20 protein-coding genes and 2 pseudogenes are annotated in these 23,728 nt (G+C 70.1%); 12 read left to right on the forward strand and 10 right to left on the reverse strand.

The features are described 5' to 3' along the window. Both ABZ656_RS25820 and ABZ656_RS25825 read left to right on the forward strand, forming a co-directional pair. A pseudogene (locus ABZ656_RS25820) lies at positions 1 to 262 on the forward strand (hypothetical protein); the annotation flags it as partial. A gap of 526 nt (positions 263 to 788) precedes the next feature. Continuing rightward, the gene (locus tag ABZ656_RS25825; protein ID WP_101402930.1) at positions 789 to 1,460 is read left to right on the forward strand and encodes a CBS domain-containing protein; all 672 of its coding nucleotides are present in this window, start codon (positions 789 to 791) and stop codon (positions 1,458 to 1,460) included. A gap of 136 nt (positions 1,461 to 1,596) precedes the next feature. Here ABZ656_RS25825 and ABZ656_RS25830 read toward each other — a convergent pair whose 3' ends face one another. Together ABZ656_RS25830 and ABZ656_RS25835 are read right to left on the reverse strand one after the other, a co-directional pair. After that, positions 1,597 to 1,875 (reverse strand): CBS domain-containing protein, encoded by a 279-nt coding sequence (locus ABZ656_RS25830; RefSeq protein WP_360270769.1) that lies wholly within the window; start codon positions 1,873 to 1,875, stop codon positions 1,597 to 1,599. Further along, on the reverse strand, positions 1,797 to 3,449 hold the full coding sequence (locus tag ABZ656_RS25835; protein ID WP_360270771.1) for an ATP-dependent metallopeptidase FtsH/Yme1/Tma family protein: 1,653 nt from the start codon (positions 3,447 to 3,449) through the stop codon (positions 1,797 to 1,799). The genes ABZ656_RS25830 and ABZ656_RS25835 overlap by 79 nt, the downstream gene beginning before the upstream one ends. A 264-nt stretch (positions 3,450 to 3,713) precedes the next feature. Between ABZ656_RS25835 and ABZ656_RS25840 the strand changes: the two genes are divergently transcribed. Continuing rightward, positions 3,714 to 4,514, forward strand: coding sequence for a sigma 54 modulation/S30EA ribosomal C-terminal domain-containing protein (locus ABZ656_RS25840; RefSeq protein WP_101402928.1), 801 nt, complete (start codon positions 3,714 to 3,716; stop codon positions 4,512 to 4,514). Between the two features lie 27 nt (positions 4,515 to 4,541). Here ABZ656_RS25840 and ABZ656_RS25845 read toward each other — a convergent pair whose 3' ends face one another. Beyond that, positions 4,542 to 5,015 carry an MBL fold metallo-hydrolase RNA specificity domain-containing protein gene (locus ABZ656_RS25845; protein ID WP_360270773.1) on the reverse strand — a complete coding sequence of 158 codons (474 nt, stop codon included), beginning with the start codon at positions 5,013 to 5,015 and terminating at the stop codon, positions 4,542 to 4,544. A 31-nt stretch (positions 5,016 to 5,046) separates the two neighbouring features. Here ABZ656_RS25845 and ABZ656_RS25850 point away from each other — a divergent pair, with 31 nt between their 5' ends. The 3 genes from ABZ656_RS25850 (at position 5,047) to ABZ656_RS25860 (ending at position 6,850) form a co-directional block, all read left to right on the forward strand. Next, positions 5,047 to 5,418 carry a transposase gene (locus ABZ656_RS25850; protein WP_360270775.1) on the forward strand — a complete coding sequence of 124 codons (372 nt, stop codon included), beginning with the start codon at positions 5,047 to 5,049 and terminating at the stop codon, positions 5,416 to 5,418. A 107-nt stretch (positions 5,419 to 5,525) separates the two neighbouring features. After that, positions 5,526 to 5,873, forward strand: a complete 348-nt coding sequence (locus tag ABZ656_RS25855; RefSeq protein WP_101402927.1) for a GntR family transcriptional regulator — start codon at positions 5,526 to 5,528, stop codon at positions 5,871 to 5,873. Next, positions 5,870 to 6,850 carry a DUF1648 domain-containing protein gene (locus tag ABZ656_RS25860; protein ID WP_360270778.1) on the forward strand — a complete coding sequence of 327 codons (981 nt, stop codon included), beginning with the start codon at positions 5,870 to 5,872 and terminating at the stop codon, positions 6,848 to 6,850. The genes ABZ656_RS25855 and ABZ656_RS25860 overlap by 4 nt, the downstream gene beginning before the upstream one ends. Positions 6,851 to 7,332: 482 nt before the next feature. On the opposite strand, the gene ABZ656_RS25865 is transcribed toward ABZ656_RS25860, so the two are convergent. The 5 genes from ABZ656_RS25865 to ABZ656_RS25885 all read right to left on the reverse strand — a co-directional run bounded on the left by ABZ656_RS25865 (position 7,333) and on the right by ABZ656_RS25885 (position 12,646). Beyond that, positions 7,333 to 7,662, reverse strand: a complete 330-nt coding sequence (locus tag ABZ656_RS25865; protein ID WP_360270780.1) for a DUF664 domain-containing protein — start codon at positions 7,660 to 7,662, stop codon at positions 7,333 to 7,335. Between the two features lie 115 nt (positions 7,663 to 7,777). Beyond that, positions 7,778 to 9,436 (reverse strand): alkaline phosphatase family protein, encoded by a 1,659-nt coding sequence (locus tag ABZ656_RS25870; RefSeq protein ID WP_360270782.1) that lies wholly within the window; start codon positions 9,434 to 9,436, stop codon positions 7,778 to 7,780. A 176-nt stretch (positions 9,437 to 9,612) separates the two neighbouring features. Next, the gene (locus ABZ656_RS25875) at positions 9,613 to 10,131 is read right to left on the reverse strand and encodes a GNAT family N-acetyltransferase (protein ID WP_101402924.1); all 519 of its coding nucleotides are present in this window, start codon (positions 10,129 to 10,131) and stop codon (positions 9,613 to 9,615) included. A 62-nt stretch (positions 10,132 to 10,193) separates the two neighbouring features. Continuing rightward, positions 10,194 to 11,933 (reverse strand): 3-oxosteroid 1-dehydrogenase, encoded by a 1,740-nt coding sequence (gene kstD, locus ABZ656_RS25880; RefSeq protein ID WP_360270784.1) that lies wholly within the window; start codon positions 11,931 to 11,933, stop codon positions 10,194 to 10,196. A 380-nt stretch (positions 11,934 to 12,313) separates the two neighbouring features. Further along, entirely contained in the window at positions 12,314 to 12,646 is a 333-nt protein-coding gene (locus tag ABZ656_RS25885) for a hypothetical protein (protein ID WP_360270786.1), read from the reverse strand. Positions 12,647 to 13,110: 464 nt separating this feature from the next. Between ABZ656_RS25885 and ABZ656_RS25890 the strand changes: the two genes are divergently transcribed. The 5 genes and pseudogenes from ABZ656_RS25890 (at position 13,111) to ABZ656_RS25910 (ending at position 17,717) form a co-directional block, all read left to right on the forward strand. Then, complete coding sequence (locus tag ABZ656_RS25890; protein WP_360270819.1) at positions 13,111 to 13,986, forward strand: carbohydrate kinase family protein; 876 nt, start codon at positions 13,111 to 13,113, stop codon at positions 13,984 to 13,986. Positions 13,987 to 14,231: 245 nt separating this feature from the next. Then, on the forward strand, positions 14,232 to 14,852 hold the full coding sequence (locus tag ABZ656_RS25895) for a restriction endonuclease (RefSeq protein WP_360270821.1): 621 nt from the start codon (positions 14,232 to 14,234) through the stop codon (positions 14,850 to 14,852). 219 nt (positions 14,853 to 15,071) lie between these two features. Then, on the forward strand, positions 15,072 to 16,973 hold the full coding sequence (locus tag ABZ656_RS25900) for an AMP-dependent synthetase/ligase (RefSeq protein ID WP_101402920.1): 1,902 nt from the start codon (positions 15,072 to 15,074) through the stop codon (positions 16,971 to 16,973). A gap of 257 nt (positions 16,974 to 17,230) precedes the next feature. Then, positions 17,231 to 17,275: pseudogene (locus ABZ656_RS25905) on the forward strand (hypothetical protein); the annotation flags it as partial. Between the two features lie 55 nt (positions 17,276 to 17,330). Beyond that, the gene (locus ABZ656_RS25910) at positions 17,331 to 17,717 is read left to right on the forward strand and encodes a putative Ig domain-containing protein (protein WP_101402919.1); all 387 of its coding nucleotides are present in this window, start codon (positions 17,331 to 17,333) and stop codon (positions 17,715 to 17,717) included. 204 nt (positions 17,718 to 17,921) lie between these two features. Here ABZ656_RS25910 and ABZ656_RS25915 read toward each other — a convergent pair whose 3' ends face one another. Further along, positions 17,922 to 19,790 carry a HAMP domain-containing sensor histidine kinase gene (locus ABZ656_RS25915; RefSeq protein ID WP_360270789.1) on the reverse strand — a complete coding sequence of 623 codons (1,869 nt, stop codon included), beginning with the start codon at positions 19,788 to 19,790 and terminating at the stop codon, positions 17,922 to 17,924. Then, positions 19,787 to 20,479 (reverse strand): response regulator transcription factor, encoded by a 693-nt coding sequence (locus ABZ656_RS25920; protein ID WP_360270791.1) that lies wholly within the window; start codon positions 20,477 to 20,479, stop codon positions 19,787 to 19,789. Before ABZ656_RS25920 ends, ABZ656_RS25915 begins: the two co-directional genes overlap by 4 nt. Before the next feature lie 248 nt (positions 20,480 to 20,727). On the opposite strand from ABZ656_RS25920, the gene ABZ656_RS25925 reads away from it, so the two are divergent. Continuing rightward, positions 20,728 to 23,721 (forward strand): glycosyl hydrolase, encoded by a 2,994-nt coding sequence (locus ABZ656_RS25925; RefSeq protein ID WP_360270793.1) that lies wholly within the window; start codon positions 20,728 to 20,730, stop codon positions 23,719 to 23,721. Positions 23,722 to 23,728 lie beyond the last annotated feature (7 nt).

Genomic DNA, 23,728 nt, shown 5'->3' on the forward strand with positions numbered 1-23,728 from the left:
GCTGGTGCTGGTCATGCGGGTGGTTCTCCTGCTCGTTCGTCCACCCAGGCTAACTGATCACGCCGGGGTGTCTCGCCCAACGATGTCAGGGAGGGAACGGCTCCATCACCTCCTCATCCTCCTCGCTGTCTGCGGCGAGGACGTCATCCACACCCGGCCTGCCTGCTACAGCGGCGTCGGCTTCACTCCCGCGCTCCGCGCGGCCGAAGCCGACGGACATGTGGTGCTCGTCGGCCTCGACCGGCTGTACCGAGGGCAGTAGCCCGGCAGGAGTAGCGAAGCGCGCGGTGCCCGGCGGTGATCCGGTTCAGCCGGGGATCCCCCTTGCCGTCCCTGCCCGGGCAGGCTCCTCCCGGCGCTCCCGATGGACCGGTTCCGGACCGCCGGCGACGGACTGCCAGCGGTCGGCGAGCCGGACCTCGATGCCGGGCCTCGTGGTGTGCTCCAGATCCCGAACGACTGCAATTCCGGGAGCTCTGGGCAACGCCGAGCGCCGGGTGCCGGCCCTGGGGATGGCGTTCCCTCCGCCAGCGGCCGTGGCCGCCCGTCATGGCGGACAGCCAACCAGTCAGGCAGCGACGCCGATGACACCGGTGATCGAATCGGCCCCCTGCGAGGCACCGGGCCACGAGCCCGGGCAGGCGCCATCGGCGGAAGCGGCCGGGGCGCGGTCCTCGCGCCCGCCCAGCCTGGTGCGCCCAGGACACGTGAGCGGTGCGCGCGCTCTCCAAGGGGCGGACAGTGGAGAGAGAGCCAGTGCCGCGAGCGTCCGAGAAGGGAGCGGTGCCATGCTGCATCGAATGGTCGAAGACCTCATGACCACGGCCGTGGTGAGTGTGAGGCGGGACATGGGCTTCAAGGACATCGCACAGCACCTCGCGGAGCACGACATCACCGCGGTACCCGTCGTCGACGACCAGGGCCGTCCGGTCGGCATGGTGTCGGAGGCGGACCTGCTGCGCAAACAGGAGAGCCAGGCGGATCCGGGCGGACATCTGACCGCCGCGCACCTGCTGCCCACAGAACGCGCCAAGGCCCACGCGCTGACCGCCGAGGGGCTGATGACCAGCCCAGCCGTCACGGCGCGACCGCAGTGGTCGGTCGTGGAGGCGGCCCGCGCCATGGCCCACCACCACGTCAAACGGCTGCCCGTCGTGGACGACGCCGGCCGGCTGGTGGGCATCGTCAGCCGTGGTGACCTCGTGCACGTCTTCCTGCGGCGAGACCTCACGATCCGGGAGGAGATCACGACGGATGTCCTGACCCGGACCCTCGGCCTGGACCCCGGCGCGGTCACGGCCCAAGTCACCGCCGGACGGGTGACGCTCAGCGGCACCGTGCCACAGGAAAGCCTCATCCCCATCGCAGTACGCCTGTCCGAAAGCGTCGACGGTGTCGTCGACGTCACGAATCACCTCCGCGCCGAGACCGACACGACAGCCGATGCACCACGGCGGTGACCGCCTCCGCGCCGCGGAGGACTTCACTGCCGCAATCACCGCCTTCGAGAGGAAGGTCCATGGGGCGTCACCATTGGGCCCTGCCGCTGCTCGTCCGCCCCTGGTGCAGCCGCAGTTGCTGCTCGGTGGTGGGCGGTCAGGGAACCGCCGTTCCGCGGTAGCCCCGCCGAGGCGGGAGCCCGGGCAGTACCGTGGACGGGGCCCGCCGCCGCGTGTCGGCGGGTTCCTCCTTCGCCGGACGCCCGGCGAGGGCCGCGACGATGTCGGCCGCGGTCAGCACCCCGGCGAAACGCCCGTCCTCCCGCAGCACCAGGAGGGCATCGGCTTCGGTGTAGCTCATGAGGTCGGCTGCGTGGCGTACGGTCTGCTCCACGTGTATGAGCGCCGGCTTGCGGCAGGGCAGGAGGTCGCCCACGCGCAGGCCGGACAGCGAGGTGGCCGGTGCCGCACAGGCGACCGCCACATCGGCCCTGTCCAGCAGGCCGACACAGCGACCGTCCGGACGTACAAGTGCCGCTCGGCTTCCGGAAGCTGCTCGGTGGCGCCCAGCGAAGGCCCGGACGGCAGGATGGTGACCTTCGCGACCGGGTCGGCGTGCTCGCACAGGGCCGCCATGAGTGCGTGTCCGGATTCGTGAACGGCGACGGCGTGCCGCTCCTCGGGGAGCAGGGCGTTGGTGGACTCCCGCCACCCCAGCAGCAGCCTGTCGCGGGCGTCGCCGAGATCCTGGCCGTCGATGACGACGCCCCCTGCCCGGACGGCGTTGATGGCCGCCTCGTTGACCAGGTTGGCGAGGTCGGCGCCGGAGAAGCCCGGGGTGGCTCGGGCGACGGTGTCCCAGTCGACGTCCGGGGCCAGGGTCTTGCCGCGGCTGTGGACGGTCAGGATGGCCGCCCGCTCGGCCTGGTTGGGCAGCGGCACAGTCACATGCCGGTCGAAGCGGCCCGGGCGCAGCAGAGCCGGGTCGAGGGTCTCGGGCCGGTTGGTCGCGGCCGGCACCACGATGCCGCGAGACTGGTCGAAGCCGTCCATCTCGGCGAGGAGCTGGTTGAGGGTCTGCTCGCGTTCGTCGTTGCCGCCCACGCGGGAAGCCCCGCCGCGACGGCTGCCGACGGCGTCGATCTCATCGATGAAGATGATCGAGGGGGCACGTTTGCGCGCCTCCGCGAAGAGGTCTCGCACCCGAGAGGCGCCGACCCCGACGAACATCTCCACGAACGCCGAACCGGTCACCGACAGGAATCGGACCTCCGCCTCGCCGGCCACCGCACGGGCGATGAGGGTCTTGCCGGTGCCCGGCGGCCCAACCATGATCACACCACGCGGTCCTTTGGCCCCCACGACCGCATAACGCTCGGGGCTGCGCAGGAAGTCGACGATCTCGCTGATCTCCTGCTTGACGCCCTCGTAGCCGGCCACGTCCTCGAAGCGGGTGGTCGGGCGCTCCGCCTCGATGATCTTGGCGCGGGCCCGTCCGCTGGCGCTGAGCCCTCCGCCCGGCGTCCGGGCCGCCCGACGGCCGCTCCACACGAACAGGGCGACGATGAACAGCAGCGGCAGGAACAGCACCAGCAGCGTCCTCCAGGGGCTTCCGCCGCGGCTCTGGGACGCGGTGATCTCCACCTTCTTGGACTCCAACTGCTGTTCGAGGCGGCTGTTGTCCAGGGCGGTGGGCATCCGCGTGGTGAACTTCGTACCGTCCTCGAGAGCCCCCTTGATGGCGCCCTTGTCGTTGATGTCGACCGTCTTGACCTGGCCACTGCCCACTTTGCCGAGGAAGGTGCTGTACGACACTGACAGGCCCTGCTGGGGCGAGGGTGCTCGTATCAGTACCACGAGCAACAGGACCAACGTGGCGAGGGGCAGCAGCCAGTGTGTCCATGACGGCGTCGGTGAAGCTGCTGCGGGCGGCTTGGGCGGCTCACGGGGAGGGCCCGGCTTGGCCGAGCGTGACGGATGCCGTCCCGGCAGACGGACTGACGTGATCAACGGACGGCTCCCTTGAGGAAGAACGGACCTCCAGCGAGGCCGTTCCCGGAATGCGAGGAGGCGCGGACCGCAGGCGGGCGTCCCAGTTCCAGGATCGACGCCTTTTGCGCCGTTGGCAGGGTCGAACGCATCGAGCCGCTCCCGCCTCGGGTCGCTGTGCGGTCCCGACCGGAGAAACCCACCGACCGGGACCAGGGGCCTCCAGCCTTCCCCACATGCAGAGTGGGAGAAAAGTCTGGAAGGTAGCACTTGGAGGAGGTTGTCATGAAACGATCCGCTCCCCAGCAGGCCCCCGAGGTCCAGGTGGAGACCCGCGGGCAGCTGCCACCGGATGCGGCCGCGTACGCCCGGGACAAGGTACAGGCCGTCCTCGGCCAGACACGGGAACCGGTTCTGTTCGCCCGCGTGAGACTGAACCGTACGGCGAACCCGGCCGCGGAGCGGCCGGTGATCGCCCAGGCCAACGTGGACCTCAACGGCCGGCCCGCCCGCGCGCACGTCGCAGGGCAGACCGCCACCCAGGCCGTCGACCTGCTCCAGGACCGGCTGGCGAAACAGCTGATCCGGCTGACCGAGCACTGGGAGGCCCGCCGCGGCCGAACGACCGTGCCCGGCCCGCACGAGTGGCGGCACGGCAGTGAACCCACCCACCGCCCCGACTACTATCCGCGGCCGGTGGACGAGCGGCAGGTCGTCCGCCACAAGTCCTTCTCCCTCGCCTGGGAGTCACCTGACGAGGCGGCCTTCGAGCTGGAGTCGATGGACTACGGCTTCCACCTGTTCACCGACGCCGACTCCGGTGAGGACAGCGTGCTCTACCGGTCCGGAGCGACCGGCTACCGGCTCGCCCAGCTGCACCCCCACCCGCACCCGGCCGGCAACATGGCCGTACCACTGACCGTCAGTGAACTCCCTGCACCCAGGATGAACATGGCCGAAGCACAGCAACGTCTGGAGGCCACCGGATTCCCGTTCGTGTTCTTCGCCGACGACAGCACCGGCCGCGGCAACGTGCTGTACCACCGCTACGACGGCCACTACGGCCTGATCACCCCCGCCGAGTAGCAGTCCTCGAACGCACGCCGGCTGCGGCTACCGGACGAGCACGCGTTCGCCGGAGCACGGCACCACCGCGTCCCAGCCCAGCTGGTCGTCGATCCGGTCGCGGAGCGCCTCGGCGGCGTCCGGCTCGCCATGCGCGAGGTAGGGGGCGGAGGGCGCAGAGGCGCCGCCGTCGCGCAACCAGTCGACGATTTCGGCCACGTCGGCATGGGCGGAGAATCCGGGGATATTCACCAACTCGGCCCGCACCGGGACGACCCGTAGGGCGGCCAGGGCCATGGGGCTGTCCACCCAGATCCTGGTCCCGGCGGGCACATGGCCGCTCCGGCGCAGTTCGGCCAGTTCGTGGAGCACCACCTCGGTGCGGTCAACGGCGAACGACGGGATGACCACCGTCCCGCCCCGCGAAGGAGTGCGGGCGACGGCGCGGGCGAAGCGTTCCCGGCTCGCCGTGCGGTCGTGGCGCCGGTTGCCGTACGTGGATTCGATCAGCAGGACCAGCATCAATACTTCCCGACTTGTATGGGGAGCAGCGGTGTTCGTGATCGGGTTGGCCGCCCGACTCCTGGGCCGGACCGGGAACCCCACCCGCTTGCCGACCGCCGGCGCCTTCGCCCAGTACGCCGGCACCGCTCCCATCAAGATCGCCAGCGCGGACCGCGCACGCCACCGCCTGTCCACGCGCGGCGACCGTCAGCTCAACGCGGCACTTCACACCGTCGCCATCACACAGATCCGTATGAGGCACAGTCCGACCTCGACCGCCTCGCGGAGCGCTTCGGGCGCGCCATCACCGAGGGCGAGTGCGGACTGGGAGACGACTGGGCACGTGCGCATGCTGCTGGGCCTGTGGTACGCGAAGCGAAACGTCGTCCAGTACATCCAGGACAGCCTCTTCGGCGACTGACTCGCTCGCGGGGTTGATGTCCCGAGGAGGCCCCCCTGAGGTTCACGCGGTGTCAGTCTCAAACCGCTCCCCCATTTCAAGCACTTGGTGCTAACTTCACTAGCACCATGCTGTTGAGACTGAACACCGCGGACAGCCGCCCCCTGCACGAGCAGGTGGCCGGCGCGATCCGACGCGCCATCGCCGAGGGCGAGTGCGGGCCGGGAGACCGTCTTCCCCCGGCCCGGGACCTTTCCCAGGCCCTGGATGTGAACGTCAACACGGTTCTACGGGGCCTTCGGGCGCTGCGCGACGAAGGGGTGCTGGAGTTCCGGCGGGGCCGGGGCGTGACGGTGGCCGACGGGGCGGACCAGCGCTCCGTCCTGCTGCACCGCGTACGCGACCTGGTGACCGACGCGGCGCACCTCGGCTACAGCAAGGACGACCTCATCGACATGATCAGGGGGATCTCGTGACCGACCAGGTACGCAAGAGCGGAGCGGCGTGGGGGGCCGTCGGCTGGGGTGTCGGCGTCCTGGCCCTTTTGGTGGCGCTGCCGTTGGCCGCCAGCGGCCGGCTCCCGGACCGGCTGGCGACCCACTGGCACGCCGGCTCGGACAGGCCCGACGACTCCATGCCGCTCTGGGCCGCGGCACTGTTCCCCGCGCTGATCTGGGGCGTGCTGACGGTCGTCGTCGTAGCGACGCTGCGCCGGGCAGGGGCCGGTGGCGCGGTGCCGGGGTGGGCGGCCGCGGGCCTCGGGTTCGGCGGCGTGACACTGCTCGGCGGGCAGGCATCGGTCGTACGGGCGAATCTGGACCGCGCGGACTGGCACGACGCGGGATCAGTGACGAGCGGGGTCGTGGGCACGCTCGTCGTAGCGGCCGCAGTGGGCGCGTCCGGTCTGCTGGCCGCGCGCCGGGCGCCGGACGAGCCCCGGCCCTCGGCGGACGGCCCGGCCCTGGACATTCCCGCAGGGCAGCGGGTCGTATGGCTCGCCCGCACGTCGAACTCCTGGCTCCAGGCGATCGCCGCCCTGACCGGGCTGCTCGCCATCACCGTCTTCGTGTCGTCGCTCGCGGGCCTGACGGATCTTCCGTTCCTGCTGGCGGCCACGCCGTTCACCCTCGCCTCCGTTCTGGTCCTCGGCTGCTCCTCGGTGCAGGCACGAGTCAGCGAGCAGGGGCTGGACGTCACCTTCGGTCCCTTCGGCTGGCCCACACGACACTGGGCCGCCGAGGACGTCGAGTCGGCACGCGTCGAGAGCCGCACGCCCGCCCAGGTCGGTGGCTGGGGCTACCGGCTGAGTGGGCTGGGAACCACCGTGATGCTGCGCGGCGGCGAGTGCCTGGTCATCCACCCGTCAAAGGGCAGGGAATTCGCCGTGAGCGTGGACGACGCCGAACGCGGAGCCGCTCTTCTGAACTCCTTGAGTGCCCGGCACACAACATGAGGAACAGGTCCTGGCCGGTGATTCCCCCGCGCCGACCTGGGTCCTGCCGTCAGGCAGTCAATACGTCCCCTCACCAGCGCGTCAAATAAACAAGAAAGCCGACAGCGGATAATCCGCCATGAACCACGGCGCGCTCGACGACGGGACTTGATCATGGATTCAATGACCCGCCAAACATCGCCATGTGACCTAATCACAGATGATCGACCTTTCTGCGCGAGGCACGTGAAGCTCTTGATCGCTGTCCAGGAGGAGGCGTGCCGACCACACGCATTCAGCCCCTCGGTGCCGCACCGCCCGCGTCGTCACCGCCTTGCTCCTCCGCGTACTCGAGAGCGGCGAGCCGGAGCACAACGGAGCCTCCGGTGCAAGCCCCAATCCGTCATGACCAACTGCACGACGACGCCCCGCCGCAGCAAGCTGACGGGGGTCCTCACGTGTCACGAGCGATCACAGGCGTGTCACCAACCCCGCGGACGCCCTCACGTCACAAGGCTCTGACCTAGACTTACGCGCTCATCCTGGATCAACTGGACGCCCGTGGACGGTTTCAACGACATGTCCGCGTTGGGCTCGGCGCCGGCGGTGAACCAAAGCGGCGGCTCTTCGAAGAACGGCCGCCCGAAGGTGTCGCCGAAGTACCCCAGCTCCACTCCGGCGACATGTTTGACCAGCCCCAGCGGATTCGTTCCGGTCGATGTCAGCGGACGGCGGATGTCGTACTCCGACAGCCCGTCGAGCTTCCACAGCAGGGCGTCGCGGGCGGCTTGCAGATAGCGGAGCAGATCCGCCTTCGCATTCGATTCGATCATGTCCAGCAGTCTCGCAGCCACCACTGACAGTCCGGCAGGACCTGCTCGGGGTCCACGGACTCTGACGGGACCGTCGTCATGACGGCGGTCCCGTCGTCGGAGCGTCGGGGTGGCGTCAGCGCACCGGCAGGGTCGCGGTGTGCTCGACGCGCACGGCGTCCAGGGCCCGGGGGCTGAGGCCGAGCAGTCGCAGGATCGTCGGGGCGATCTGCGTGGTCTCCACCGGGCCGCTGACGCGCACGCCGTGCGGGGTGGCGGCGCCCGAGACGACGAGCGGGACGTCGAGGTCGTCGGCGTGAGCGCCGCCGTGCTCGGCGATCTTGCTCTTGCCGCCGGTGTAGACGACGCCGTACCGGGCGATGCCGAACAGGTCCGGCACGCGCGCGTCGCCCGGCTTGACGTGGAAGTGCCGGGCGGCCGCCGCACCGGCGTACAGGGCCTTCAGGCCGCTCGCGGTGAAGGGCTTGGCCTTGCCGGCGATGTCGTTGCCGGTGCCGGACTGGGCGAGCAGGTACGCCTTGGCGAAGGCGGTGGCGGCCTGCGAGCGGTCGTTGAGCCAGATGAGCATGGCGTCGTCGTCCACGGAGTGGGCGACCAGGTCACCCGCGCCCGGGTGGGCCTTCTTCCAGGCGGCGTTGAGGCCGTCGAGCAGGGGGCCGTCGTCGATGCGGGTCAGGGCCTTCGGGTCGGCCGGCGACTGGCCGTGCTTGGAGGAGAGGATGACGGTCGTGCTGCCGTTCAGGTGCTGCTTGCGCAGTTCGGTGAGGAACGCGCCGACCTCCTGGTCCACGAAGGCCAGGTTCTTGGCCAGCAGCGGACCGGGGACACCCTTCGCAGCGTAGCCGCCTGTCAGCCCCTCGGAGGCGGGCAGCTTCTGGGCGGTCGAGACGGACTGGAAGTTCATGCCGAAGACCGCCGGGGTGCCGGTCTTGTGGGTGCGGCCGTGATCGTATCCGTCTATCTCGTTGAGGACGGCCTTCACCTTGTATCCGTCGTACTGCTCCGTCGCCGCGTTGTCCTTCGTCCAGTCCGTGCCGGCCGGGTAGCCGATCGCCTGGCTGTTGATCTCGGGGGCGAACAGGTCCTGGACGCCGTTGCCGGAGGGGCCGTTGAGGATCTCGTACGCGACGTGCTTGTCGGACCAAGCGGTCCGCAGTCCGGCCTTTCTGACCACGTTGAAGACCGTGTTCACCTTCAGATACGAGTGCGGGTACACCGGCTTGCAGGTCTTGGGGTCGACCGGCAGCTTCGACGGGTCGATGAGGCCGCTGGCGGCACCGGTCATCTTGGGGATGCTGCCGGGCAGGCCGGCGAGCCCCTGGCCGGCGTCGATGGAGTCCTTGTCGCGGTCGAGGTCCTCGGTGAAGTCGACCTCGGCGCCGGGCTTGGCGCCCGCGCAGTGGGTCGTTCCGGCCGGGAGGAGGGCGGAGCTGTAGCCGTCGTCGTAGTAGATGCCCGTGGTGCCCGGGTTCCCGCCGGTGAGCTGGCCGACCAGGCCGGGGAACGAGTCGGAGGGGTCGGTGGTCCTCGCGTGGGTGTACTCGACCCCAGCGGTGGCGAGCCGCGCGAGCGCGGACCTCGGGTGACGCGCGACGTACCAGGCCAGGTCGGACTGGTGCAGGCCGTCGACCGACAACAGCAGGACGTGGCGCGCGGCGTGCGCGGACGAGTGCGCCGCGGCGGGTGCGGCGGCGGTCGCGGTGGCGGTGAGGCCGCCGACGGCCGCGAGCGCGGCGGCAGCCGCGATGACGGGACGGGTGGGACGTCGGAACACGGGTCGTTCTCCTCTGGCTGTGCGGAGCATGTGAAACCTGCGAACCATGCACAGACATAGGAGACGCACAACATGTACGGAAGCGGACTCGCGTGTCCCGTAATGCCCAAGAAACGCAACTGCGCAGGCAAAGGCTGCCTGGCACCCGAGTTCCCGTGGCTTCCCGCGAGTTCCGCTCAGGCGGCGGCATCGGCTCCCGGAGCGCGCTCCATGCACACCAACTGCTCCCGCTCGTCCCATGACTCGGTCACGGTGAAACCGAGCCTTTCGTAGAGGGCGATGGCGCCCGATCGCCACTTCCACACCGACAGCTGCACCGTGCTGACTCCGCTTTCCCCGGCGTGCGCCAGAGCGGCTCCGACCAGTTCGGACGCGATGCCGCGGCCCCGGAAGGCCGGGTCCGTCCAGAGCCTCTTGACCTCCGACCGCCCGCCGACAGGGGCGGTCACCACCAGGCAGCCCACCGCGGTGTCCCCGCTCAGCGCCACCAGTACGACATCGTCGGCGAACGCGGCCCCCGGGCCCAGGATTTCCGCGCGATAGCGGTCCGGCAGCCCGCTGACATCGGTAACGGCCTCGCCCTTCTCGGCCTGGGTCTGCAGATGGTAGGCCGCCAGCAACGCGGCCAGCCCCTCGTCGACGGAACCGCCCTGACATGGCCGGCGGACGACGACAGTCTCGCGTTGATCAGTCATGACGCCAGCATCACACGTCCACGGTCGGTCGCCCCACGGTCCGTTGGAGCCCTGCGCATCCTTCAGGTGCCCGCGCCGGCCGCGATGTCCAACGCCGCGATGTAGCCGAAGGTCATCGCCGGGCCGATCGTCGAACCCGCGCCCGCGTAGCTGTGGCCCATGACGGCCGCGCTGGCGTTTCCGGCGGCGTACAGGCCCGGAATGACGGATCCGTCCGGACGCAGGACGCGCGCCCGGGCATCTGTGCGCAGGCCGCCCTTCGTGCCCAGGTCACCCGGGACGATCTTGAAGGCGTAGAAGGGGGCCAGCCACAGGGGCGCCAGGCATGAGTCGGGGAGGATCGCGGGGTCGGTGTAGTAGTGGTCGTAGGCGCTGTCGCCGCGGTGGAAGTCGGGGTCGTTGCCGTTCAGGGCGAGGGTGTTGAAGCGGTTGACGGTGGTGCGGAGGGCGGCGGCGGGCATGCCGATCTGTGCTGCCAGGGCGTCGAGGGTCCACGCCTTGTGTGCGGCGCCGGACGTGTACCACGCGTCGGGGAACGTGAAGGTCGGAAGCACGTCCTTGAAGAGGTAGCGGTTGCGGTAGTTCTGGTCGACGATCAGCCACGCCGGGATGTCGGGGGCGCTGCTGTCACGGTCGTACATGATGTGCACGACGTCGCTGTAGGGGGCCGCTTCGTTGACGAAGCGCGCGCCGGCGGCGTTGACGAGGAGCCCGCCGGGCAGGGTGCGTTCGGCGAGGCAGAAGTACGGCTGGTCGGGCAGCGGGATCGCCGGGCCCCACCATGCGTCGTCCATCAGGTCGAGCGCCGCGCCGGCCCGCTGCCCCGCCTGGATACCGTCGCCGGTGTTCTCCTTGGCGCCGACCGTCCACTCGGTGCCGATGGGCTGTCGCTGGTACTGGTCGCGCATGGCCGCGTTGTGCTCGAAGCCGCCGGATCCGACGATCACCCCGTGCCGGGCTCTGATCAGGCCGGGGGTGCCGTTCCTGGTGACCACGGCTCCCGTGGCGGTTCCGTTCTCCAGGTACAGGTCGGAGAGCGGGGTGTTCAGCCACAACGGAACCTGGGCGGCGAGCAGTCCGGCACGCAGACCGGCCGCCAGCGACTGGCCCATGGTGAGGGGCTTCTGGCCGAGGAGGGCCGCCTGGGTGCCGCGGGCCAGGCAGGTGGTGGCGACGGCGGCACCCTTCGCGCTGACCGCGGCGAGCGTGAGCCACTTGTAGTCGGAGCTGAAGACGACCATGCCGGTCGGTACGGTCATGTACGACGGGTTCAGATGGGCGAGTTCGGCACCGAGGATGTTGCCGTCGAGCTGGTCGGGTTCGATGGAGCGGCCGCCGGGCAGTCCGCCGGGGAGTTCGGGGTAGTAGTCGCTGTACCCCTCCATCCAGCGGAAACGGAGCGGGCTGTTGGCCATGACGAAGGAGATCATGGCGGGGCCGCTGCCGAGGAAGGCCTGCTGGCGTGCGGTGGAGACATCGGGGCCGACCACCGCCGCGAGGTAGGTGGCGGCCTTCGCCGGGGTGTCCGGCACCCCTGCGGCGAGGATCACCGGGTTGTTCGGGATCCAGACGCCCGCGCCGGAACGCGCCGCCGATCCCCCGAACGTGGGTGCTTTCTCGACGACGACGCAGCTCAGCCCCTGTTTCGCGGCCGTCAGCGCGGCGGTCATCCCCGCCGCTCCGGAACCGATCACCACCACGTCGTACGTGCCGAGCACAGGCAGGTCGGCCGCGGACGCGGACGCGGCACCTGGCAGACCGGTCGCGAGCGCGAGCCCGGTTCCCGTCGCCGCGCCGAGCACCCGGCGACGCGATGGGCCCGGTCCGGAGGTGGAAGCGGTGGAATACGCAGAGGAGGCTTCGGTACGTCTCGCAGGGTCCGCTTTTGTGGACATGGCAGGGCGCTCCAGCCGGGCGAAGGAATGGGCGAGCGTAGCTGTGCCCCGGGAAGCAACGGGTCTTCGGCATCCCGGTTCTGATGCGGAGTCAGGAATGTCGCGCGGTGGTCTTGTGAAGTCAAGGGCTACGCCGGACGGTCGGCAGCCGTTCCGTCGGTCGGGGCCACCCCCTGTCCGCCGTCCGGCCAGGCGTGTGGGGGCGGCACCTTGATGCCGCCCCCACACGAGTAGTTTTTCGACGCATGGCACAGCGGATGTCACAGCGGACCGATTACGGGCTCTCGTCAGAAATCGACAAGCTTCCCGCCTTCGATCCGGCATTGCCATTCCTGCTCGTACACCTCTCCCGTGTAGAACCCGCTTCCACCCACCTCGTTGACATCCGTCAACGTGGTCCCGTCGATGGCGAGAATCAGCTTGGCCCGCCATGCCCAGCCGCCCGAGTTAATCACCTGCAGGCGGAAGTTGTATGAACCGTCAGGCATTTCCCGCTGAAAGCGCCTAACCTCACCCAGCCTGGTCTGAACAATCAGCCGACCGTTCAGAAAAAGGTACGCGTCATCGTCGCAAGGTCCGATGTCGACCAGTAGATCCGCTGCCGCAGTCACCTTGTTCACCCCCCTTTCCCAGGAAGCCAGTCTCTCCGAAGCGGATATGTACCGGAATGCGAAAATAGGCGTATCACGGAAGGTGCAATCGATGCGCGCGCTCAATGGGGCTTCTGAAGCTCCTCCGGAGTTTCCTGCTTCTCGCGCTCCGCAGACTTCGGAAAACCAGCCCAAATGACGGATGCGATTACTCCAGCTTCAAGTAACTGCGGGTGCGTTGGACGCCCACGACGGCCGACGGTCCGCGCGGTGCCGACCGACAGTCGGACGTACGCGCTCCAGGAGAGCGGCAGCGCTGCCCGGTTCGCCCGGCCTCGACGACTGTCCGTCGCGTTGTGGGGTCACCCGTCATACTGGGAACGGCGGGGAAGGAGAGGGCAGATGGATCTGTGATCCCACAGCACGCGGAAAACAATCGGAACGGCGACCACGACCAGCACAGCGCATACGACGAGTACGGGAAATACGATGTCCTGGTGATCGGCGGCAGCGGCGTGGACACCATCGTCCGCGTCGACTCCCTGCCGGTCCCGCTTGCCGACTCCGTGCACGTCGGCCCGATCGAGGAGTGGCCCGGTCACACCGGAGGGAACGTCGCCCTGGGCGCCCGGGCGCTGGGCCTCAAGGTCGGGTTGCTCGACTGCATCGGTGACGACTGGATCGGTGCACAGGTGCGCGAGCGAATGGCCAAGGGCGGTGTCGAGTTCCTCCCGCTGATCTCCCCCGCGGGAACGCGGCGCGCGGTCAACCTGGTGGACGCGTCCGGCCGTCGGATGTCCTTCTACGACAGCCGCGACCCGGCGGATCTGCGGATGCCCCGGGACCTCTACCTCCCGCGGCTGCGGCGCGCCCGCCACGTGCACCTCTCCATCATGAACTTCGGGCGCTTCCTCTACGACGACATCGAGGATCTCGGCGTCCCCGTCTCCACCGATCTGCACGACTGGGACGGTCTCGCGGACCACCATCGCGAGTTCGCCGTCCGCTCCGATCTCGTCTTCTTCAGCGCCGCGGGCGCGGGCGACAAAACCCCCGCGCTGATGCGGGAGATCCTCCGCGCCGGGCGGGCTCGCACGGTGGTCGCCACGGCGGGCGCGGAAGGCTCCTACGTCCTCACCCAAGACGGCGGCCCCGATCCGCGGCACATTCCGGCGGCCGTCCCGTCCGCCCCGGTGGTGGACTCCAACGGCGCGGGTGACGCGTACGTCTGCGGCTTCCTGTACGGCAGGCTCGCCGGCCGGGACGTCCGGGAGTGCGCCAGGCTCGGGGCGATCGCGGGTGCCCACGCCTGTACGGCACCGGGCTCGACCGCCCTCATCTCCCGGGAGGCGCTCCTGAGCCGCGCATGACCGGAAGCCGTCCCTACTCGATGTCAGTGGCGGTTGCCATGATGGGTGGTGCAACGGGGAGTGCTTGATCAGGGGGGCAGAAGTGCGGGGGGACCAATCCTTATGTGAAGTACGGCGTCCTGTGAAGTACGGCGTCCTGTGAAGCGCGGTGTCCGGTGACACGGCGGCGGTCGCCCGTCAGGCGGCGCACCCGGCGACCGAGCAGGCGTCGACAGCAGGCAGAGACAAGGCTGTCGGAGTTGACAGTGGCTTCGGTCGCGGCTGTCGCGCTGGTGGTGGCGTTGGTCCAATGGCTCGCGGACCACTGGTGGGTGGCCGTCATGGCCGCGGTGCTCGCCGGGCTCGGGTGCGCCGGTTGGCAGCGCCTGCGCCGGGATCGTGCGCACTGGCGGGAGGTACGGGCGCGCGGGCTGCGGTACGCGATCGCGCAGTTGGACGCGTTGCACCACCAGGAGTTCGAGCAGGCGATACGGGAGCTGATGCGCCGGGACGGCTGCCCGGACGCGGCCCGGGTCGGTGGGCGCGGTGATCTCGGCGCGGATGTGAAGGCGACGGATCCGTTCGGGCGGCGCTGGGTGATCCAGTGCAAGCATCGTCGCGACGGGGAGGGCGGATCCGCGGTGGGCACGCCGGACCTACAGGTCCTCAACGGCACCGCCCGTCCCGTGCACCTGGCCGACGTGGCGGTCATGGTGACCAACGGGCGGATCACCACACCCGCCCGGGACTTCGCCGAGCAGCAGCGCCTGCATCTCGTGGACCGCCGGTTACTCGCCTCCTGGGCGGCCGGATCGCAGCCACTGTGGGAGCTGCTGCGGGCGTTGCCGCCGCCCCGCAGATCGTCCCCTCCTCCTGACCGGGGGTGAGCGCGCGCCACCTCGCGACCACCCCCTGCCCGGCCGCGCACGGAGCTCATCCATGACCGGCTCCCGAGCGTGGGAGGTCCCTGATCCGACCGTAACCTCATCGGTAGACGAACTGCTGCCTGAATCCGGCACAGTCGTGGTCGGACTGGGCTAGATTCGTGAATCCTCGGCACCGGAGCCCCTCGGTGGGGTCATGTCGGGGAGAATTCTGGAGCGGCGATGCACGCGTTCGAAAATCCTTCACCGGCTGCGACTGTGATGCAGGGTGGACTCGCCGACAGCCTCTTCGAAACGGCTCGCCGCGAGCCGGATCTGCCACAGATCGCGCGTCGCCTCGACGACGATCCCGGCATCTGGACGACGGTGACCGCGGCCGAGCTGTGGGACGAAGTGGTCGACCTGGCCCGGGGGTTGGTCGTGTCCGGCCTGCGACCGGGGAACCGGGTGGCCGTCATGGCGCGTACGCGCTACGAGTGGACCGTGCTCAGCTACGCGCTGTGGACGGTGGGCGCCGAGATCGTGCCGATCTACCCGACCTCGTCGCACGAGCAGGTCGCGTGGATCCTTCAGGACGCGGGGTGTGTCGCCGTCGTCGTCGAGGACGAGCAGGGCGTCATGACGGTCGGCTCGGCGTGCGCGTCGCTCCCGTCGCTGCGCCACGTCTGGCAGTTGGACACCGGGGCCCTGGCGCAGCTGGTCGAGCGGGGCCGGGCGATCCCGACGACGACGGTGGACTCGCTGCGCCGCATCGTGCTGCCCGACTCGACCGCGGTCATCGCCTACACCTCCGGTACGACGGGCCACCCCAAGGGCTGCGCCCTCACCCACCGCAACCTCGCCAGCCCCTGCGACACCCTCCTCGAGGGCTGGAGACACACGGCTGCTCCCCCCGGTGAGCAGCCCGCCATCCTCGCCTTCCTGCCCTTCTCGCACGTGTACGGCATCATGGTCCAGGGGCTCTGTCTGCGGGGCGGCATCCTGCTGGGACACGAGCCCGATCTCGGCGAGGAGACGCTCTGCGCGGCGCTCCTCTCCTTCCGCCCGACCTATCTCTACGCCGTTCCGTTCGTCTTCGAGAAGATCTACAAGAACTTCCTGCGTACCGCGCAACGGACGGGCCGCGCAGCCCTGTTCGAGCGTGCCGTCCAGACGGCGAAGGACTTCGCCGCGGCCACCGAACGCCAGCGACTGGGCACCGGCCCCGGCCCCGGCTTCGACCTGCGCCTGCAGCACACCCTCTACGAGAAGACCGTCTACCGGAAGCTGCGGGCCACCCTGGGGGGACGAGTGTGCGGCGGGGTGTCGGGCGGCTCCCCGCTCAACCGTGAACTCGCCCTCTTCTACGCGGGCATCGGAATCGTCATCCACGACGGCTACGGGCTCACCGAAACGAGCGGCGGCATCACGGCCCAGCCCGTGGGGCGCGAGAAGTTCGGAACGGTCGGCCGCGCCCTGCCCGGTACGGACATCCGGGTGGCCGAGGACGGGGAGGTCCTGGTGTGGGGACCCTCGGTGTTCCAGGGCTACGTCAACGATCCCCCGTCGACGTACGCCGCGTTCCAGGACGGCTGGCTGGCGACGGGCGACCTCGGGCGCCTCGACGCCGAGGGGTATCTGGCCATCACCGGCCGCAAGAAGGACGTCATCATCACGAGCGGCGGCAAGAGCGTGGCTCCCGCGGCCCTCGAAGAGCGGCTGCGCGTCCACCCGTTGATCCATCAGGCGGTCGTCGTGGGAGACAACCGGCCGTGCGTGGGCGCCCTCATCACCCTTGATCCCGACTTCCTCGCGCACTGGCGCGGAGCCTGGTCCAAGGGGGGCGCGGCGGCACGGGACGCACGGGAGGAGAATGAGCTGCGGGAGGAGGTCAGACGCGCCGTCGCCGCGGCCAACAGCACTGTCTCCCGCTCCGAGTCCATCCGGGTGTTCCGTGTTCTCTCCGAACCCTTCGACCAGACCAATGGCCTGCTGACCCCGTCGATGAAGCTGCGCCGGGACGCCATCTCACGGCGTTTCGCCGCCGAGATCGACGCGATGTACCAGACCTCGTCGAGGGTCCCGCGGGAGTACACGCCGAGCGAGCCCTCGACCTGGGACGATTCCGACAACGTATTCCGGTGACGAACTCCGCATCGGCCACTTCCCACGTCCAGGAAGTGGCCGTGCCACCTCCGTCCGGCGACACGTGGCCGCCGGCGCGACGATCGCGCCGGCGGCGCTGGTCGCCTCGACGGCGACCCTCTCCGTAGCGACCACCAAGGCCGCCGTAGCGGCTGCGACGGCGAGCAAGTCGGCCCTGGCGGAAGCGAAGACGAGGAAGACGGAGGACGCCGCCCCGAGGGGCCACCAACGTCTGGTGCCGGGCCCTGACCCGCTGCATGACTGGCAACACCGACCACGCTGGCGCCCGCACCGCTGTCTTGCAAGCCGCGGCCGGCCTGTTCGGGGCGACCTGTGACGCGTACGAGGCCGTCGGCGATGCCGAGCAGCCTCACCTACTCCGCCGCCGGCCTGCCCACCGGTCTGTCGATCGCCCCGGCCACCGGGCTGATCCCCGGCACGCCGACGACGGCCGGTGCCTTCACACCGGCCGTCTCCATCGAGAACTCCGCGGCCGTCGACCTCGTCCACGACCTCATCGGCGGACGGGTCACCAGCCAGGTCGGCAAGGACCGCACCGCACCGCTAATGAAGGGCTTCGTCCGCGACACCGGCACGGAGCCGCACGCGACCCGCACCGTCGACGCCTCGGCACTCCCCGCCGACGACGCCCAAAGGCTCCGCGTCACGGACAACACTCCCGGCATCTTCAGCGTCGCCCCCGGCTGCCTGGACAGCCGGAGCCTGACTTTCCGACCCTCGTGATCTCTCTGCGCCTCTTCCACTTCTTCCACGGCGCGGGACATAGGTGCGTCCCGCGAGCGACCGCAGGGGCGTGACACGGATTCTGGCCCCCGGCATCCTGGTGGTGTTCATGTGACCACAGTGCTCCCAGGACGTCGGGGCAACCAGATCCCTCCTGTGAGGGGGAACGCGGATCCTGGTACCGCCAGCACCACCCTGCGCAGGTCAGCGGAGCTCGTCCGCTTCAACCGGAGGGTCGGTGCGGGGCAGCCTCAGGGTGAAGACCGAACCGGCGCCGAGTTCACTCGCCACCGCGACGGTACCGCCGTGGGCCGCCACGAGCTGGCGGACGATGGACAGGCCGAGCCCACTGCCGCCGGTGCGCCGACTGCGGGACTTCTCGGCCCGCCAGAACCGGTCGAACACGCTGGGCAGATCCTCCGCGGCGATACCACTGCCGGTGTCGGCCACCTCGATGACGACCTGACCTCCCTCCTCCCGGGCGGAGAGGGTGATCGTGCCGCGGTCCGGTGTGTGCCGGATCGCGTTGGACACCAGATTGCCGAGCGCCTGCCGCATCCGCACCGGATCCGCGTCGAGCCACGGAGTCCCGCTCCCCGCCGGCGCGAACGTCCCGTCCGTCCCCGTGCGCAGCCCGATGCCCGCCGTCTCCGCGCCCACCCGGTACGCCGCCGCGACCTGTTCGAGCAGCTCGTCGGCGCGGACGGCCTCGCGGTGCAGCGTGAGGGTGCCCGCGTCGGCCGCCGCGAGGTCCTGGAGATCGTCGATGACCCGCTGGAGGAGCACCGCCTCCTCATGCAGGGAGGCGAGCAGATCCGGATCGGGGTCGACGATGCCGTCGCGGGTCACCTCCAGCCAGCCACGGATGTTGGTGAGTGGGGAGCGCAGTTCATGCGCGATGTCGCTGACCATCGCCTTGCGCTGGGCCTCCATCCGTTCCCGGCGCTCGGTCAGCTCGTTGAACGCGACCGCCAGGATGCCCGTCTCGTCGCGGGTGGTGACGGGCACCCGTACATGCTGTTCCAACGGCTGCTGCGCGGCCTGCGTGAGCGCGCGCAACGGGCGTACGAGCCGGTTGGCGACCAGCGCGGTCACGGCCACGGTGAGGGCCAGGACGAGACCGGTGACTCCCACCACCTTGGCCTTGTTGGCGTTCGACATGTCGAAGTGCGGGACGGCGCTGTCCCCCGTGCCCAGGAACAGCTCGGCGACGGGCGCGACATCAGGGTCGAGCTGCTCGCGTCGCGCTTCGGCGACGCACTCGTTCCCCTTCGGCTCGATCGCCGTGGGATGTCCGCCCAGGCTCTTCCTCCCCAGGGCGAACTGCGGCTGTGGGGCCTGGCCGGAGAAATCCAGCGAGATGAACCCCTTCGCGGGCAGAGCAACGTCCTTGCGCCGCAGGCACGCCTCGGTGAGGCTCGTCAGCCTGGTCAGCGCCGTCTCCTCGGTGTGGGTCAGGGTGTTGAGCTGTCCGTCCGCGCACACCTCGGGAACGGTCGAGCCAGGGAGGATCCCGTTCTCGTCCGACAGGACGGGCCGACCGCTCGGCGTCCAGGTGATCGTGGTGTCGACGCCGTTGCGCGCCGCGCACTTCTGCCGCAAAGTCGCCAGCTTGCCCAGCTTTGCCCGCTCCAGCGACGTCAGCCGGTAGGGCCCCACCGCGCGCGGGTCGATGCCGCTGAGCTGGGCCCCGGGCTCCGAGTAGGTGTCGGTGTGCAACGGGTCGACAGTGGCGGCGGCCCCGGGCGGCAGGGCTGTGCGGGACTTGGCGGAGTCGGCGATCGGCGTACGGTCCGCCGTCGTCAGCGCGATCCGTCGCCCCGTGGCGGCCGACAGCCTGCGCACGGTGGCCCGGACGCCCGACCAGCTCGGGTGGGTGGCGGCGTATCCGCTGAGTTGCCGGAGGATGTCCGTGTCGTCGGCGAGGGCCTGCCCCTGCTCCTCCTGGATGGCGCGGGTCGTGGTCTGCACCGCGAGCCACGCCGTCGCTGCCACCGAGCAGAGGGCGATGAGCACCGAGGTGATCATCAGCCGTACGAGCAGCCTCTTGCGCAGCGGTATGCCGGAGCTCACCCGCGCCCACCACTGAGCTTGTAACCGACGCCGAACACGGTGAGCAGCCGCACCGGTCGGCGGGGATCGGGCTCGATCTTCTTGCGCAGGTTCATGATGTGCACGTCGATGGCCCGTTCGGTGGAGGCCCGGTCGATACCGCGGGTGCACTGGAGCAACTGCCGCCGGGAGAAGACCCGCTCGGGCTCCGCGGTCATGGCGCGCAGGATCTCGTACTCACCGGGGGTGCACTCCACGCGCGCGCCGTCGCAGTGCACCTCGTGCCGGACCGGATCGACGGTGATTCCGGCGGCCCGTACGGCCCGGTCCTGCTCGTCGGCCGGGCGCCCGCTGCGCCGCAGGACCGTACGGATACGGGCCATCAACTCGCGCGGACTGTACGGCTTGGTCACGTAGTCGTCGGCGCCGAGCTCCAGGCCGAGCAGGACGTCCTCCTCGGCGGAACGGGCGGTGAGCATGAGGACGGGGATGTCGTCGTTCCGGCGCAGCACCCGGCACACCCCGAAGCCGTCGATCACCGGCAGCATCAGGTCGAGGACGACGAGGTCGGGCTTGTGCCTCCGTACCTCGTCGAGCGCGGCCCCGCCGTCGTGGACCACGGTCGCGGTGTGTCCTTCCTGAAGCAGTGAGCGGCGTATCAGCTCAGCCTGTTTCTCGTCATCCTCAGCGACCAGCACATGTGCGCACACATGGCCGATAGTAAGCGCCTGCACCAGGGGAAAGGGCGGCGAGAGGGGCTTCCCACACCCTGACAACTTCCTGATGTCCGCCTGCGAAGCTCACGCACGCCATCTGACACGACCGGTGCCGAAGGTGTGCACGGATCTTGACGCTCTGCGATCCGGGGCCGTAGCTTCCCGGAGGATTTAAACGATTCAAAAGGGTGGCCCCTCAGGGGTCCTGTTTGTGCTGCCCTCCGAGAGAGTGGACGAGATCCATGAGCAACGACACCCCGGCCCGCCGTTCGGGACTCCCCCGCCGCACTCTCCTCTCGGTCGCCGTCGCCACGGCGGCAGTCGGCTCGCTCGACTGGAGCCTGCCAACACCCGCGAGGGCCGCGACCGCCGCGGGTCTGCCGTTCGCGACGCCCGGGCGTGCGGTGCGGCCGAAGTTCCGCTGGTGGTGGCCCGACGGCCTCGTGCAGCCCGACGAGATCAGGCGGGAGATCGACCAGATCGCCGACGCCGGTTTCGGCGGGGCCGAGATAGCCGCGGTCCATCACAGCGTCACGGACCCCTCGGTCCTGGACACCGCGCGGCACGGCTGGGGCAGCGCCGCGTGGGTGGCGGGAGTGGAGGCGGCACTGGGCCAGGCGGCCCGGCGCGGCCTCACCGTCGATCTGACCATCGGCCCCAGCTGGCCGGCGGCGGTACCCGGCATCACGCCGGACAGCGAGGCGGCGGTCAAGGAACTCGCCTACGGAACGGCCACGTTGACCGCGGGAAGCGTCTACTCCGGTCCGGTGCCGGTCCCGGTCTACGCCGCCGCCGCGGGCGTGACCCGTCAGCAGTTGCTCCTCGTCCAGGCCGCCCGGGTGAACACCGCGAACTCCACCCGCAAGGAGACGGGGCTCGATCTGGACTCGGTCCAGGACCTCACCGGCGCCGTCGCCGACGGCACGCTCACCTGGACCGCGCCCGACGACGGCAGCTGGGTGATCGTCTCCTACTGGGTACGCGGTTCCGGACAGACTCCGGAGGGCGGCCCGCACACCGCCCCGGCCGCGTACGTGGTCGACCACTTCAGCCCGGCGGGCACACGCGCGGTGACCGACTTCTGGGAAGCGCACCTCCTCTCCCCCACAGTCCGGCGTCTGCTCAAGGTCTCCGGTGGGGCGCTGTTCGAGGACTCCATCGAGCTGGAGACCAACGGGCTCCAGTGGACGCCCGGCCTCCCGGACGCGTTCCTCGCCCACACCGGCCGCTCCCTGCTGCCGCTGCTCGCTGCCGTGATCCTCAACCACGGCAGCCAGGTCTTCGCGTTCGAAGCCGCCGTCACCCGGCAGATCCGGCACGACTTCTGGGAGACGGTGTCCGTCCTCTTCAACCGGCACCATGTGACGGCCCTGCGCACCTGGGCCCACTCCCTCGGCCTCGAACTGCGCTCCCAGCCCTACGGTCTCCAGACCGACGCGATCGCCTCCGCCGCGCTCCTGGACATCCCCGAAGGCGAATCCCTCGGCTTCAAGAACCTCGACGACTACCGCTGTCTGGCGGGCGGCCGGGACATGGCGGGGCACACCGTGTTGTCCTGCGAGGCGGGCGCCTACGCCGGCGGCGCGTACAACACGACCTGGCAGAAGTTCCTGCGCACCATGGGCGGCGCCTACGCGGCAGGGGTCAACCAGACGGTCGTGCACGGCTTCTCCTACGCCGAGCTGCCGGGCGTGAACTGGCCCGGATACGCCGCCTTCACCCCGTACAAGGGGACGGTCGGCTATGGAGAGTCCTGGGGCCCGCGGCATCCGACCTGGCGGCACGTCGCGGACGTGTCGGGGTATCTGGGCCGGGTTCACCAGGTGTTGCAGACCGGCCGTCCGCGCGTCGACGTCGCGGTGTTCCGGCAGACCGGGTACACCGCCACCGGCATCGGCGCCTCCTGGTTCACCGCGACGGGCATCCCCCTGGGCTGGACCCACCAGTTCCTCAGCGGGCCGCTGCTCGACCTGCCCGCCGCCACCGTGCGCCACGGGCGCCTCGCACCCGAAGGCCCGGCGTACAAGGCCCTGTTCGTCGAGGGCGACTTCTTCTACGGCTCCACGGTCACCCTGGCTCTGTCCGACGCCCGCGCCCTGCTGCGCCTCGCCCGCGCCGGACTGCCCGTCGTACTGCTCGGCGCCTGGGACACCGTCGTGCCGCCCGGCGTCCCGGACAGCGGCGAGAGCGAAGAACTGCGTTCCGTGGTGGCCGAGTTGCTGGCCCAGCCGCTGGTCCGCCAGGTCGCCGACAAGTCGGCCGTCCCCACCGCTCTCGCCGACCTCGGGGTGGCGCCCGACGTCCGGTACGCGACCTCGTCGACCCTGCTCAACGCCCATCGTGTGGCCGACGGCGTCGACTACTACTACCTGTGCAACGGCAAGCACGCCGAGAACGTCAAGCCGCCGGTGGCCGCGATCGACCACGAGGTCACCCTGCGCCGCACGACCGCGGGCGCCGTGCCCTACCTCCTCGACCCGTGGACCGGAAAGGCCGGGCGCCTCGCCCGCTACACCGAGGACGGTGACACCGTCACCGCTCGCGTCACCCTCCAGCCCGCCGAGACCCTGATCCTGGCCCTCGGCCGCCCCGGGCTCTTCGGCGACCGCACCGGCAGCCGTCCGCACGCGGTCGACAGCGAGGCGGACGAGGTGCGCTTCACCGACGCCGGACTCGTCGTCCGGGCGACCGCGGCAGGCACGTACAGCACCGTCCTGTCCTCCGGCCGCACCGTGCGGACGACAGTCAAGAGCGTCCCCGCGCCGCTGGATCTCGCCTCCTGGCAGCTGTACGTGCAGGACTGGCGGCCCGGGGACACGGCCTACCGCACCACCGTCGTCGAGCACGACCTCACCCTCGACGCGCTGCTGCCCTGGTCGCAGATCACCGAACTCACGGACGTCTCCGGAATCGGCCGCTACCGCACCACGGTCACCCTCGACGACGGCTGGACCGACGACCACGGCGCCCGCCTGGAACTGGGCACCGTGACCGACACCTGCCGTGTCACCGTGAACGGCCACCGCCTCGACCCCGTGGACCAGATCCATCCGGTGGTGGACCTGGGCGATCTGCTCAGGCGCGGGGGCAATGTCATCGAGGTCGAGGTCGCCACCCCGCTCTCCAACCGGCTGCGGGTCAGCGACCCCGCGGTCTACGGCGGAACGGCCCGCCAGCCGTACGGGCTGCTCGGGCCGGTGCGGCTGGTGCCGTACGCCGAGGCACGGATCGGCTGACCGCGCC

The sequence above is a fragment of the Streptomyces sp. NPDC007095 genome, from assembly GCF_040634475.1.
GTDB lineage: Bacteria > Actinomycetota > Actinomycetes > Streptomycetales > Streptomycetaceae > Streptomyces.